A 14,167-nucleotide genomic window follows, 5' to 3' on the forward strand; every position below is an offset into this window, starting at 1 on the left:
CAAACCCAAAAATATCTGTTTTCGTTAATTTTTTAATAAACCAAAGTAATTTACAGTTCATTTTATCAGACAAAAAAATATCAAATAATTGCTTTTCTATTGTTTGTTAAGAACACATTAAATTTTATCCATTTTATTCCTTAATCACTTAGTGTAGTGACTTCAAAGAAAAAGATAATATATTTTTTAAAGTATATCTAAAAGTATATCTAAGGGGCTTTTCCCAACGAGTAATTATTTTCGGAAAATAAATTATAAAAAATCCCTCTTACATATTATTAAAATCCTTGTTATTATTAATAAGTATACATTAATTAATGAGTACACTTTTTTCTAGGTACTTTAAAGAATTTTATCTATGCTACAAGCACGTAAACGAAGTCATCCTACGCACGAAGGCTTAATGCGTTATGCCAAAATGCTTGGCTTTGGTGATATTCATACTAAGATTGATTCCACGAGTGGACTGCAGGCCATCATTGCTATTCATAGCACTAAACGAGGACCTGCTATTGGGGGTTGTCGATTTTACCATTATGCTTTAATGAATTTAGCATTAAAAGATGCCTTACGCTTGTCCTACATGATGACCTTAAAAGCTGCTTTTAGCGATCTTCCTCATGGTGGAGCTAAAGCTGTTATTATGAAACCTTCCGTTGCTTATGATCGTGAAGCGCTTTTTCGTTCTTTTGGTGATTTTGTTCATGATATGAACGGGCGATATATCACAGCAATGGATATTGGAACAACAACAAAGGATATGGATGTCATTTCTGAACGTACACCGCAAGTTATCGGTGCTGCAGGAACTGACGCAGTTCAAGACGATCCATCTCCTTTTACTTCGAAAGGCGTTTTTCTCGGATTAAAGGCCGCTATTAAATTTAAATGGAATCGTGATGATTTGGAAGGCTTACACATTGCTATACAAGGTGCCGGAAAGACAGCTTATTATCTAGCTCAACTTTTGCACCAACAGGGAGCTACTATCACCATCTGCGATCTTAAACCAGAAGCAACCCAACGATTTATAGATGAATTTAAAGCAAATGTGGTCCCTCCCGAGAAAATTTATGATATAAAATGCGATATTTTCTCACCTGCTGCCATCGGCAGCGTTATTAATTTAAATACACTTAATCGAATCAAGGCGTTCATTATTGCAGGTCCTGCTAACAACCAACTTGCTCATCAAAAATACGGTGTCATTGCTCATCAACGCGGATTTCTCTATGTTCCTGATTACGTTATTAATGCGGGGGGCTTAATTCAAGCAGCTTCAGTCCATGATTATCATAACGTTAATATCGCTAATAAATTAATCGAAAAGTTATATGACCGTCTTTTAGAATTATTTACACGTTCTTTAAAAGAAAATAAACCAACTACGGAAGTAGCTGCTCTCATGGCTAAAGAAAAACTCACCGCTTTGAACTCTCATGGATTGGAGACGACAGTACGATGTTGAAAACAACAACTACTGCCAGTTTTACCGTTCAATATTTACAGTTTCTCGACGTCAACAGCCAGCCTTCTCAGCCTTTTCCCGAATTTGCAGATCCTGATACGCTATTGTATCTCTACCGTCAAATGTCTCTTATCCGTCATTTTGATAATAAAGCTGTTAACCTTCAACGCACTGGAAAGATGGGTACCTATCCTTCTTCTCAGGGTCAGGAAGCAGTAGGAGTTGGTATGGGAAATGCCATGCAGGTCGAAGACGTTTTTTGCCCCTATTATCGTGATCAAGGAGCATGTCTTGAGAGAGGAATAAAATTATCAGAATTTTTGGCTTATTGGGGAGGAGATGAACAGGGCAGTAATTATTCTAATCCTGGAGTTAAAGACGATTTTCCTAATTGTATTCCTGTTGCGGGACAACTTCTGCACGCTGCTGGCATTGCGTACGCTATTAAATATCGAAAACAATGTCGTGCTGTAGTAACGATTTGTGGAGATGGTGGAACTTCTAAAGGTGATTTTTACGAAGCAATTAATCTAGCTGGATGCTGGAAATTGCCGGTGGTTTTTGTCATTAATAATAATCAATGGGCCATTTCAGTAGGCCGTAATCAACAGACTGGCTGTCAAACATTGGCTCAAAAAGCCATCGCCGGAGGATTTGATGGATTGCAAGTAGACGGTAATGATGTTATTGCCGTCCGTTATGCAGTTTCCAAAGCTTTAGAGAGAGCACGAGCAGGAGGCGGCCCCACCTTAATTGAAGCTATCACATATCGATTATGCGATCATACTACCGCAGATGATGCGAGCCGCTACATGCCCTCTGAAGAGCTGAAAATGGCTTGGAAACGTGAACCAATTGCTCGACTTAGATATTATTTGGAATCCAAAGGACTATGGTCACGAGACAAAGAAATAGGACTGCAAATTGAGTTATCTAACGAAGTTGAGCAAATTGTAAAAGAATTTTTAGATAGGCCTCCATCAAAGCCGACAGATATGTTTGATTATTTGTATGAGGAATTGCCTCAATCACTTAAAAAACAACGTGATGAGCTAATCGGAAAAGAAGAATGATGGGAATTACATTGATTGAAGCTGTCAATCAAGCATTAGCTTATGAGATGACAAAGGATAATTCTGTTATTGTATTAGGAGAAGACGTTGGTATTAACGGAGGTGTTTTCCGAGCTACCATAGGATTGCTTGAGAAGTTTGGGCCAGAGCGAGTTTTAGATATGCCATTAGCTGAAAGTATGATTGCTGGAATTTCAATAGGCATGGCATCTCAGGGGTTAAAATCTATCGCGGAATTTCAATTTGAAGGATTTATTTATTCCGGTTTTGATCATATTTTGAGTCATGCAGCACGGTTACGGAATCGAACTCGAGGCCGATTGCATTGTCCTATCGTTTATCGTGCTCCCTTTGGAGGTGGTATCCGTGCTCCTGAACATCATTCAGAAAGTATGGAAGCGCTATTTGCTCATATTCCGGGATTAAGGGTTGTTATTCCTTCTTCTCCTGCCAGAGCTTACGGGTTATTGTTGGCTTCTATTCGTAAGCCCGATCCTGTTCTTTTTTTAGAACCGAAACGTATCTATCGCTTAGTGAAGCAAGAGGTTCCGGATGATGGGAAAGAACTTCCTTTAGATCAATGTTTCCTTTTACGTGAAGGTTCTGACGTTACTCTCGTAACCTGGGGAGCTATGCTTAAAGAGACTATGGAAGCGACTGATCAGCTCGCTCGGCAAGGTATCGAAGCAGAGGTGATCGATGTTGCTACCATTAAACCGCTGGATATGAATACTATTTTGTATTCAGTAGAAAAAACTGGACGCTGCGTGATCATCCATGAAGCTCCATTAACTGGTGGAGTTGGAGCTGAAATTGCGGCCGGTATTGCTGAACAAGGTTTACTCTCTTTATTAGCACCTATTAAACGTGTAGCTGGATATGACACTATAATGCCTTATTTTCAATTAGAAAAAAAATATATGCCAAGTACCAACCAGATTTTTAAAGCTGTACAATCGTTGATGGAATTTTCCTGATGAAAGTTTTTAAATTGCCCGACCTAGGAGAAGGCTTACCTGATGCAGTAATTCGTGAATGGTATGTGAAAGAGGGTGATGAAGTCATTGTGGATCAGCCATTAGTTGCTATGGAAACAGCAAAAGCACTTGTAGATGTTCCTTCTCCATTGTCCGATAAAATTGAAAAATTATTTGGTGAAGTAGGTGACATCGTAAAAACTGGTCATCCACTTGTTGGATTTGAAGAAGAGGCTGAAAAAGAAACTCCTAAAAACGATGCAGGGACAGTAGTTGGTGCTATTGAAAGTAGTGAAACTATTTTAAAAGAAGTTGCCACAGGCATTAAAGTGCAAAAATCCGAAGAAAGAAGAAAGATTGCTAAAGCAACCCCATTAGTTCGAATGCTCGCCAAGCAACTCAAGGTGGATCTTTCTATGATTAAACCTCAAGGTAAAATGATTACTACTGAAGAAGTTAAGCAATCTGCTCAATTGTACCAAACCTCTTCGAATAAAGGTCAAAAAATCGAAACAGAGCTTACTCCTTTATCCAATGTACGACGTGCAATGGTTCTCAGTATGAGTCAGTCTCATCGTAATATCGTTCCTGTTAGTTTAGTGGATGATGTGGATGTTCATGCCTGGAAGGGTCAACAAGATATTTCAATACGACTGATTCGAGCTATTGCACAAGCTTGTATAGAAATCCCTATTATGAATGCTTATTTTGATAGTGATAAAATGGGCTATAGGATAAAAAAACATATCAATATCGGGGTGGCAGTTGATACCCCTCATGGTTTATATGTTCCAGTTTTAAAAGATGTTGTGCATCGAAGTAATAACGAACTACGTCAACAAATTGACTACTTTAAAAAGATGGCTCAAACAAGGAGTCTCTCTTCTGAAGATCTTCGAGGTGCAACAATTATGTTATCCAACTTTGGGATTTTTGCAGGACGCTATGCAAATCCCATTCTCCTTCCACCGATATTCACAATCATTGGTGTGGGTCGCATACGAGAGCAGGTAGTGCCTGAAAATGGCCAGCCCTCAATTCATCGGATGTTGCCGCTATCCGTAACTAGTGATCACCGATTTATTACAGGCGGAGAAATTGCTCGATTCCTAAAAGTATTAATTGATTCTCTAGGAAAAGCTTAATCTTTAACTACTCAACACAAAATATTAATCAAGTCTAACATTTATAAACTACGACAGCATACTAGAATTACAGTAAGCCATTATTTCTCTGCTAGAAGCGCTAAAAGCTGTATGCATGGTGGTGTTTTTATTGTGGTGGTATAGGTGGGATTCTGGATCGGTGTATGTAAGACACTAACTGCGAAAAAGAATTGCAAGAATATCTTTTCACCGATTTTGAGTTTTCCCACAAATAACTTTAGTAATCACTTAAACTATAGTAGATTATAAACACTTCTTCTTATTTTAATTACTAAAACTTAATAATTTAGCCTAGTCAACTTTCCCATTGCTGCATATTCTACGGTAAGATCTGTCTTCAATCGTGAATATATAAAAAAGAATCAGGCTGTGACTTCTGAACAATGTCCTTATCAATATTAATTCTACCTGGGTTTTCTCCGGAAATTGGGTTTTTCAAAAAAATCACAGAAATATACTAAGTAAAAGTACTTCTTAATAACTCAACGCTTGACTCTAAATTGGCTCCAATAAAATAAAAAGGAGCAGAGATTATAATTAATTTCAAGATTAAGGCTGTATGTGACGTTGAGTTAAAATTCATTTCTTGATCTGGAAGCTCCTGCATATTGTAAATCTGTTCTACTAATAAGTTTTTTAGCCAATTTGTGATCCAGATTTTGTCATAAGACGTTGTAGTTTAAACATCGTCCTTGACGATCTTTCCAACAGAATCATCTTAGTTAGACGCCCTACCATATTTTGAAGAAAAATATCGATTTTTTTTACCTAAAGATGTCTAAAGTTTAAATAATTTTTTTAAAAAATCCATATTTTCCTTGTAATATTTTCTACGGATTATCATTGATAGGTCATTCGAAAAACAGCGCTCAAGGAAGATGTCGATTCAGTCAGTTTAATAAGAATCACTTTTGAGTTTTTCGTAATAAAACGAAAGGAAATCGTTTCCTCACCTTATTAAATTCAGTCATATTCATAATTAGCTCTGTTTTTTTCAGAAATATTAATCTAAGGTTAGGAAAAGAATAGCAGAGAAAAGATTCTAGCCGACTTTTTTACTGATTTTTAAAACTAAAAGATTCAGTAAGATATAAGTAATAAATTGGAAAATAGTTAGAATTTACTTACCAGTTAGAGAAAGAAAAAATTCATCAAAAGAATATAGTACAAGAATCTTTTCAATACTCTCATTTTCCTTGCAACTTCAATTCATGTTAAATGCAACTCACTATTCCTTTTTATTTCAAGTTTATCCCTACTTAAACTCAATTCATTATCGTATAAATAACGATTAATATAATTAATTCACCCATGCCCGCGCATTATAGAACATCCTCATCCATGGGCTCATTTCGTCCCATTCCTTTGGATGCCAAGAAAACTGCACTGTACGAAAAACTCGTTCAGGATGAGGCATAAGAATGGTTATACGACCATCTGGGGTGGTAAGTCCTGTAATCCCTGCTTTGCTACCATTGGGATTTGCGGGATAATCTATTGTAGGAATTCCAAAAGAATCAATATAGCATAACGTAATAAGTTTATTTTCTTTTACTCGTTGCTCTTTCCCAATCTCGAATACTGTATGTCCCTCGCCATGTGAAACTACAATGGGAAGACGACTACTTACCATTCCTTGAAAAAAGAGTGAAGGAGATTCTAGGATTTCCACAAAGGAAAGACGCGCTTCAAATTGCTCCGATGTATTACGTTCGAAAACAGGCCAATCTTCAGTACCTGGAATTATTGGTTTTAAATGAGAAAAAAGCTGACAACCGTTACAAACTCCTAAAGCAAAACGATCGCTACTTTGAAAAAATAAAGCGAATTCATCAGAAATTCTTGGATGCATTAAAATCGATTGTGCCCAGCCACGGCCAGCACCTAATACATCACCAAAAGAAAATCCTCCACAAGCAGTCAATCCTTTAAACTCTTTTAAATTGACGTGTTTATTTAATAAATCACTCATATGAACATCAACACTATCAAAACCTGCAAAATAAAAAGCGGCGGCCATTTCTCGATGACCATTACTGCCTTGTTCTCGTAAAATAGCAACACGAGGTCGAGTTCCTAAATTAATATAGGGGAAAAAAATATTTTTATTATTGTCAAAAGTATTTTGTACTATAAGTCCAGGATTATTTTTATCTAACAATTTATCATATTGCTGCTTAGCACAAACTGGATTATCTCGTAATGTCTGCAATCGATAACTTGTTTCACTCCACCATCGGTGTAGGTTGATACGACTTTCTTGAAAAATTGCTTTTCCTCGAAAATTTAAAATAAATTTATCTGCTTCATTTAGCTCTCCAATAATGTGTGTATATATTGCCAACTCATATCTTTTTAAAATCGTTAGCACGTCAACAATATCTTCTTTTTTAATTTGAACAACAGCTCCTAAAACCTCGGTAAATACACTAGCCATTGGATTGTTCCCTAATGAATTTAATTCGATGGTAATACCTGTGTGAGTAGCAAAAGCCATTTCACACAAAGTTGCTAATAATCCCCCATCAGAACGGTCGTGATAAGCTAATAATAATTTCCTATGATTGAGTATTTGAATTGCTCGAAAAAAATTAACTAATAAATGAGGATCATAAACATCAGGCGGTTGATCCCCTATCTCATTATAAACTTGGGCTAAACAAGAACCTCCTAACAAATGAACTCCTCTACCTAAATCAATGAGTAACAACTGAGTTTCGCCAACATCGGTTTGTAATTGTGGAGTGAGTGTATAACGAACATCTGAAACAGGTGCTGTAGCTGTAATGATTAAGGAAAGTGGTGATATCACACTTCGCTTTTGGTTATTATCTTGCCAAGAAGTATACATAGACAAGGAATCTTTACCCACCGGTATACAAATTCCCAACGCAGGACATAGTTCTTTAGCAACAGATCGAACGGCTTCATACAAATTTGCTCCCTCTCCTGGAAAACTTGCTGCTGCCATCCAATTCGCCGATAAAACCACCTGAGAAATTTCATCAATAGGTGCAGCAGCTATGTTAGTAATAGCTTCGCCGACTGCCATCTTGGCTGATGCAATAGGATTAATGATCGCTACGGGTGCTCTCTCACCCACAGCCAGAGCTTGCCCTTGATAACCGAAAAAGCTATCCACCATAACTGCTACATCTGCTACCGGTACTTGCCAAGGACCAACCATTTGATCGCGTACGACTCTCCCACCTACAGAACGATCACTAATGGTGATTAAAAAACTTTTATCTCCTACCGATGGATATTGTAAAACTCGTTTAATAGCATCTTCCCAATTGATACCTGAAGTATCGAAAGGTGGAATTTTAGGAAAGCATCGCTGATCGTCTTGTTGTATGGTTGGCATCTCATTAAATAATAAAGAAAACGGCACTTCGATAGGCCGAGTGTGAAAATAATTGTCATTTACTATCAACTTTTTCTGTTTTTTAGTATATCCAACAATTGCAAAAGGACATCGCTCACGTTCAGCAATAGCGCTTAATATTTCTAGCGATTCCGATTTAATAGCCAGAACAAATCGTTCCTGTGCTTCATTACACCATATTTCTAGGGGAGTCATTCCAGGTTCAGCATTAGGAATATCTCGTAACTCAAACTCTCCACCACATTGACTGGCTTTAATTAACTCTGGAAAGGCATTTGATAAACCCCCAGCTCCAACATCATGAATACTTAAAATAGGATTTTCTTCCCCCAAAGAAATACATTCGTTAATTAGTTCTTGTGCACGACGTTGCATTTCGGGATTCGGGCATTGCACAGATGCAAAATCCAAGTCCTTGATGGCTTTATTACTACTTCGAGAAGAGGCAGAACCACCTCCTAAGCCTATAGTCATAGCAGGGCCACCAATAACTATCAATAATACTTTTTCCTTAAAAGATTGTTTTTCAATTTGAGCATGATGAATTTGTCCAATTCCTCCAGAAATCATAATGGGCTTGTGATATCCATAAGAAATAGTTTCTCCTTGTGTATCGATTTCTAAACCAAAATTCCATTTATATTCCAATGTCCGAAAATAACCACAAACATTTGGACGTCCAAATTCATTATTAAATGAAGCCGAACCAATAGGCCCCTGTAGTATAATATCTAATGGAGATGCTAATGATTTTGGATTTTTAAAATCTTTCTCCCAAGGTTGAGAAAAATTAGGAATATGAAGATGTGAAACAGAAAATCCGGTTAGACCTGCTTGACTTTGCGCACTACGACCTGTTGCTACCTCATCCCGAATTTCACCTCCACTTCCTGTTGCCGCCCCCGCAAAAGGAGATATAGCAGTAGGATGATTATGTGTCTCTACTTTCAAAACTTTATGCAGATATTCTTTTTTTTTCTCATAACAATGAGTGATGAAATTAATTTCAAGAGAGTGACTAACAGAACCTTTAATAATTGCTGCATTATCGTAATACGCCACCAGGACTTGTTTCGGATTTATTTGGTAAGTGTAATAAATCATTGAAAATAAAGATTCTTCTTTTAATTGTCCATTAATTCGCCACCTTGCATTAAATGTTTTATGTCGGCAATGCTCAGAATTTACCTGGGCAAACATCATTAATTCAACGTCTGTAGGGTTACGATTTAATTGGTGGAAGGCTTCTAATAAATACTGAATATCTTTATCAGTTAGTGCAAGATTCAATAGTTGATTTGCTTGTAATAAGGCAACTTTTCCTTTTTCCAGTAAAGGAATGTATACAAAATTTAAAAGTGGTCGATGTTCAAATAATTGGTTTAATTCGTTTGAAGAAAGTAGAATTGATTCGATTAATGGATCATGTAATTCTAACAATATTTGAGAGTTACGCTTATTCCTATGAGTAATTCCGAAAAGACGATAGAAAATTCCTCGCTCAACCCGAGTAATAGGAAGTTTGCAATTACGCGCGATTTCAGTAGCTTTTGACGACCAAGGAGATAAAGTTCCTAAACGAGGAAATACCCAACATGAAAATTCTTCGAGTAATGTAGGACATTTAGAAAAATGGGCGTTTGGTAACAAGCATTCTAACCGTTTTCGTTCTTTAGAATGTAAAGGTTTTTCACATTTGACAAAATAGTTATAAGTAGCTTCGATAGCACAGACTTTAGGTTGTTTTTTTTGTAAGCGCTGTAAAATTTGCTGTTGACGAAACGTTGTATAAACTTGACAACCTTGAAAAAATAGCATGTCTGAATCCAAAGCCTACAACTTCTCTATTCATCTGCTTTCTTTAGAAAGATTTCTTTAGAAAGAAAAGAGGAGAATAAAGAGTTGCTAAGTACGAACTTAGAATTAATATCTTAAAAAACAACAATAATCAGGTCCTTCTTTGCAGAAGGTCATTTGTCTTTATCTAACTTAAAGACCTTATATTTTAAACCATTAATCGGAACTTTCACATCAAGATGTGTTTATTAACAATAAAAACTTACTCTCCTTTTGAGGATTTTGTTGAGCTTCTTACTCCAAAGTCTTTTTTTCAGTAGTAGTAAAAGATGTATCTTAACAAGAAAAAACTCTGAACTTACCCTGATCTTTAACTTGAAAGAACGATATTTTTAGTCTTTATTCACTTTCTCATTTTTATCATTTTTTCTCACCTACGGAAGAAGGACTGTTTTCTTTTTGAACATAGTTGAGGGTTAGGTATTAACAATATTATTAATCTTCCATCGTCATCAAAGCAGCATTTCCACCAGCTGCTGTCGTGTTAATCGTTAACGTTCTTTCTATACAGTAACGAGGCAAATAATGTGGGCCGCCGGCTTTAGGTCCCGTTCCAGATAACCAACTTCCCCCAAAAGGCTGAACACCTACGACAGCCCCGATTATGTTGCGATTAACATAGATATTCCCGGCATTAATACGACGCTGGATATAATCTACCGTTTCATTAATACGGCTTTGTATACCAAAAGTAAGCCCGTATCCCAAGCTATTAATGTCATCTATCACCTTATCTAAATCTTGACGATGATATCGGAGAACATGCAAAATGGGTCCGAAGATTTCACCTTTAATGAGGCTGAGGTTAGGCAGTTCATAAGCTTGGGGAGCAATAAATGTCCCAAGAACTGTAGCTGAAGGTAGATCGACTTCGTAAATCAGTTTCGCTTCTTTTTTCATAAAAGTGGTGTATTCTTGCAAGGCCGCTTGAGATTTAGCATCAATAACAGGACCCACATCGGTGGCTAATAACATAGGATCACCTACTTTAATTTCGGCCATCGCACCCGCCAGCATTTTGATTACATTATCTGCAACATCATCCTGAATATATAAAATACGAAGGGCAGAACAACGTTGACCCGCGCTATCAAAAGCAGAAACAATGACATCTTGAACTAATTGTTCAGGTAGTGCTGTCGAATCTGCTATCATGGAGTTAATACCGGATGTTTCCGCTACGAATGGGATGATAGGGCCAGATCGATTAGCCAACGTTTTTTGGATATGATGTGCTGTACTATTGGAACCCGTAAATATAATCCCGCTGATTTTAAGATTTTCGATTAATGCTTGTCCTATAGTCTCACCAGAGCCTGGCACTAATTGCAAAATTTCTGTGGGCACACCGGCTTCATGAAATAAACGAGTAACTTTAGCTGCTGTCAAAGGTGTTTGTCCAGAAGGCTTAGCAATTACAGCATTACCTGTTATTAACGCTGCAGCAATCTGTCCCGTAAATATAGCTACTGGAAAGTTCCAGGGACTGATACACAAGATAATACCTCGACCATTCATCCGCAGTATATTACTTTCTCCAGTGTAACTCGGTAATACTTTATCAATCAGCTGTTTTTTAGCCTGCTCAACATAATAGTAGCAAAAATCAACAGCTTCTCGCACTTCCGATAAAGCATTTTGAAGAGTCCTTCCGCCTTCACGCACAATCAAAGCTACCAATTCAGCTTGATTTTTTTCTAATAAGTCCGCCATTTTTCGCAGAATATTAGAACGTGCAACTACTCCCTTTTGATCCCATGTAGGAAAAGCCGAAGATCCTACTTTAACAGCTTGTTCCACTTCAGATTTATTTGCTAACTCGATTACACCAATCTGATGTTGATTATTAGCCGGATTAAAAACAGCTTTGCCATTTTTAATTTCACGTAAAAACGGTGATGCCTCCCACGTTTTTTCTAGTGCATTATAAATTGATTCAGCTAGAGATTTTAGTTCCGCGTAATTGCTTAAATCTCTGCCTATTGAGTTTAATCGCTCTTTATTAAAGAGATTTCTAGGCAAAGGAATTTTAGGATTGGGAATTTTTTCAAACAACTCAATTTTTTTCATCGGGCTTTCAATGAGATGTGAAATTGGTACTGTCTTATTAGCAATTCGGTTGACAAACGAATTGTTAGTTCCATTTTCCAACAATCGACGAACGAGATAAGGTAATAAATCTTCGTGGCATCCTACTGGTGCGTAAATTCGACAAGGCAGATTTAATTTCGTAACGATATAATGATGCAAAGCTTTACCCATGCCCTGTAAGTTTTGAAATTCAAATTGATAATCCTTATAACGATGGTTCATTAAAACTAAAATCGTTGCAACTGAATAAGCATTATGGGTAGCAAATTGCGGAAAAAGAGCATCTTGAGCACTTAACATTCTTTTTGCACAGGCAATATAAGAAATATCGGTATTCACTTTCCTAGTGAAAACAGGATAATTAATCAAACCTTCCATTTGAGTTAGTTTTATTTCAGAGTCCCAATAAGCTCCCTTCACCAGACGAACCGGAATACGACGTTTTTGTTGACGACTTAATTCAATTAACCATTCAATTAAAGGCAAAGCACGTTTTTGATAAGCTTGGACAGCAAGACCAAGACCTTCCCATCCAGAAAAAGCATTTTCTGTGAACAATCCTTTAAAAATATTCAGACACATATCTAGTCGATCGGCTTCTTCCGCATCAATAGTCATACTAATTTTCTGTGCTTTCGCATGCAAGGCTAACTCTTTTACACGTTTTATTAGAAAAGACACTGCCAATTCGCATTTTGTAAAATTATAGCGAGGATACAATGCGGATAGTTTGACAGAAATACTTGGGGCTTCATAAATATTGTATGTCGTATGACTTTTCCCTAAGACACTAATTGCATGATAATAGGAATCATAATAACGATCAGCATCGTTTTGTGTTCGCGCTACTTCGCCTAGCATATCGTAAGAATATCGAAAATTCTCCTTCAAATTAGTCCGTGAACGCTTGATGGCTTCTTTAATAGTGCGGCCCAGAACAAAATGCTCACTCATTAATTTCATGGTTTCACGAACCACTTTACGAATAACAGGTTCACCAGTTTTTCGAATGAGATTATGCCAAATAGTTTTAAATTGCCCATCTTTTTCTTTTTGTAATATTTTTCCTGAAAGTGCCAATCCCCATGCGGCGAAATTTACAAAAGCAGATTTACTAGCCCCCATATATTTATTCCATTCCGCGCTGGTCAATTTATCGCGAATTAATAAATTTTCAGTTTGCTTATCCGGGACACGTAATAAAGCCTCAGCAAGACACATTAATAAAATTCCTTCTTCCGTGGAAAGATCGTAATGCATTATAAATGCTTCGATACCACCTTGCTCTTTCTCCTGTTCTCGCACTGCGATGACTAATTTTTCTGCTAATTGACTTACGGCACGCTCAATAATTGGGGTAAAATTAATAGATTCTAATAACTGCTTTACACAAACAGTTTCATCCATTCGATATGCATCATTTAATATCGGTCGTATCCAGTCAGGATTGAATGGTTTCTCAAAAAAAAGTCGAGTTATATCCGGCATGAAATTCTTAACCTTTAGCTTTTAGCTTTTTAAAAAAATTCATACTGGCCTGAAATTCTTTTGCTGCGGCATCTTTATCTTCCCAGCCCTTCACTTTGGCCCATTTATTAAGCTCTAAATCTTTATAATGTTCAAAGAAATATGTGATAGTATCTAGTAATAAAGGTGATACGTCTTTGATAGTCTGAATAGATTGATATTCTCTGCAAGCTTTAGCCAAAGGAAACGTTAATATTTTGCTATCCTTTCCAGATTCATCTTCCATTCGCATTAACCCCACTGCCCGAACACGTATCAAAGTTCCTGACTGTATAGGCACTGGCGTAATAACTAACACATCCAGTGGATCACCATCTTCCGACAGAGTATTTGGCACGAATCCATAATTACAAGGATAATGCATGGTTGTAGGAATAAATCTATCAACAGTTAAAAGTCGAAATTCTTTATTGTATTCATACTTAACCCCCCCTCCGTTCATAGTAATTTCAATAATTGCGTTAAAATCATTGATATCATTACCTGCTGAAACCTTAAGTGTCATGATTATTCCTTACTAATAAAGAAAGAATGACCGAGTAGTATACCAGGTTTAAAAACCAGATGAAGTAGAATTCAAAAACACAGAGTGTTAATCGTGAAATGATACTTATTCTGCG

7 protein-coding genes are annotated in these 14,167 nt (G+C 36.9%); 4 read left to right on the top strand and 3 right to left on the bottom strand.

From position 1 onward, the window contains the following. Nucleotides 1-358 precede the first annotated feature (358 nt). The 4 genes from ONG85_RS00220 to ONG85_RS00235 are packed head-to-tail and all read left to right on the top strand — an operon-like array spanning nucleotide 359 to nucleotide 4,663. Nucleotides 359-1,468: a Leu/Phe/Val dehydrogenase gene (locus tag ONG85_RS00220; RefSeq protein ID WP_264435583.1), complete on the top strand. Its 1,110-nt coding sequence runs from the start codon at nucleotides 359-361 to the stop codon at nucleotides 1,466-1,468. After that, the gene (gene pdhA / locus ONG85_RS00225; protein WP_264435584.1) at nucleotides 1,462-2,541 is read left to right on the top strand and encodes a pyruvate dehydrogenase (acetyl-transferring) E1 component subunit alpha; all 1,080 of its coding nucleotides are present in this window, start codon (nucleotides 1,462-1,464) and stop codon (nucleotides 2,539-2,541) included. Before ONG85_RS00220 ends, pdhA begins: the two co-directional genes overlap by 7 nt. Further along, nucleotides 2,538-3,518 (top strand): alpha-ketoacid dehydrogenase subunit beta, encoded by a 981-nt coding sequence (locus tag ONG85_RS00230; RefSeq protein ID WP_264435585.1) that lies wholly within the window; start codon nucleotides 2,538-2,540, stop codon nucleotides 3,516-3,518. Before pdhA ends, ONG85_RS00230 begins: the two co-directional genes overlap by 4 nt. Further along, on the top strand, nucleotides 3,518-4,663 hold the full coding sequence (locus ONG85_RS00235) for a dihydrolipoamide acetyltransferase family protein (RefSeq protein ID WP_264435586.1): 1,146 nt from the start codon (nucleotides 3,518-3,520) through the stop codon (nucleotides 4,661-4,663). Before ONG85_RS00230 ends, ONG85_RS00235 begins: the two co-directional genes overlap by 1 nt. 1,321 nt (nucleotides 4,664-5,984) lie before the next feature. Here the strand turns inward: ONG85_RS00235 and purL are convergent. The 3 genes from purL to ppa form a co-directional block, all read right to left on the bottom strand. Beyond that, complete coding sequence (gene purL, locus ONG85_RS00240) at nucleotides 5,985-9,890, bottom strand: phosphoribosylformylglycinamidine synthase (protein WP_264435587.1); 3,906 nt, start codon at nucleotides 9,888-9,890, stop codon at nucleotides 5,985-5,987. Between the two features lie 474 nt (nucleotides 9,891-10,364). Continuing rightward, on the bottom strand, nucleotides 10,365-13,508 hold the full coding sequence (putA, locus tag ONG85_RS00245) for a bifunctional proline dehydrogenase/L-glutamate gamma-semialdehyde dehydrogenase PutA (RefSeq protein ID WP_264435588.1): 3,144 nt from the start codon (nucleotides 13,506-13,508) through the stop codon (nucleotides 10,365-10,367). A gap of 7 nt (nucleotides 13,509-13,515) precedes the next feature. Further along, the gene (gene ppa / locus ONG85_RS00250; protein WP_264435589.1) at nucleotides 13,516-14,052 is read right to left on the bottom strand and encodes an inorganic diphosphatase; all 537 of its coding nucleotides are present in this window, start codon (nucleotides 14,050-14,052) and stop codon (nucleotides 13,516-13,518) included. Nucleotides 14,053-14,167 lie beyond the last annotated feature (115 nt).

Source organism: Coxiella endosymbiont of Dermacentor marginatus (assembly GCF_907164955.1).
GTDB lineage: Bacteria > Pseudomonadota > Gammaproteobacteria > Coxiellales > Coxiellaceae > Coxiella.

Excerpts from the sequence above, each read along its gene's own strand:
- ONG85_RS00220 (WP_264435583.1), top strand. The coding sequence starts at position 359 with ATGCTACAAGCACGTAAACGAAGTCATCCTACGCACGAAGGCTTAATG.
- pdhA (WP_264435584.1), top strand. The coding sequence starts at position 1,462 with ATGTTGAAAACAACAACTACTGCCAGTTTTACCGTTCAATATTTACAG.
- ONG85_RS00230 (WP_264435585.1), top strand. The coding sequence starts at position 2,538 with ATGATGGGAATTACATTGATTGAAGCTGTCAATCAAGCATTAGCTTAT.
- ONG85_RS00235 (WP_264435586.1), top strand. The coding sequence starts at position 3,518 with ATGAAAGTTTTTAAATTGCCCGACCTAGGAGAAGGCTTACCTGATGCA.
- purL (WP_264435587.1), bottom strand. The coding sequence starts at position 9,890 with ATGCTATTTTTTCAAGGTTGTCAAGTTTATACAACGTTTCGTCAACAG.
- putA (WP_264435588.1), bottom strand. The coding sequence starts at position 13,508 with ATGCCGGATATAACTCGACTTTTTTTTGAGAAACCATTCAATCCTGAC.
- ppa (WP_264435589.1), bottom strand. The coding sequence starts at position 14,052 with ATGACACTTAAGGTTTCAGCAGGTAATGATATCAATGATTTTAACGCA.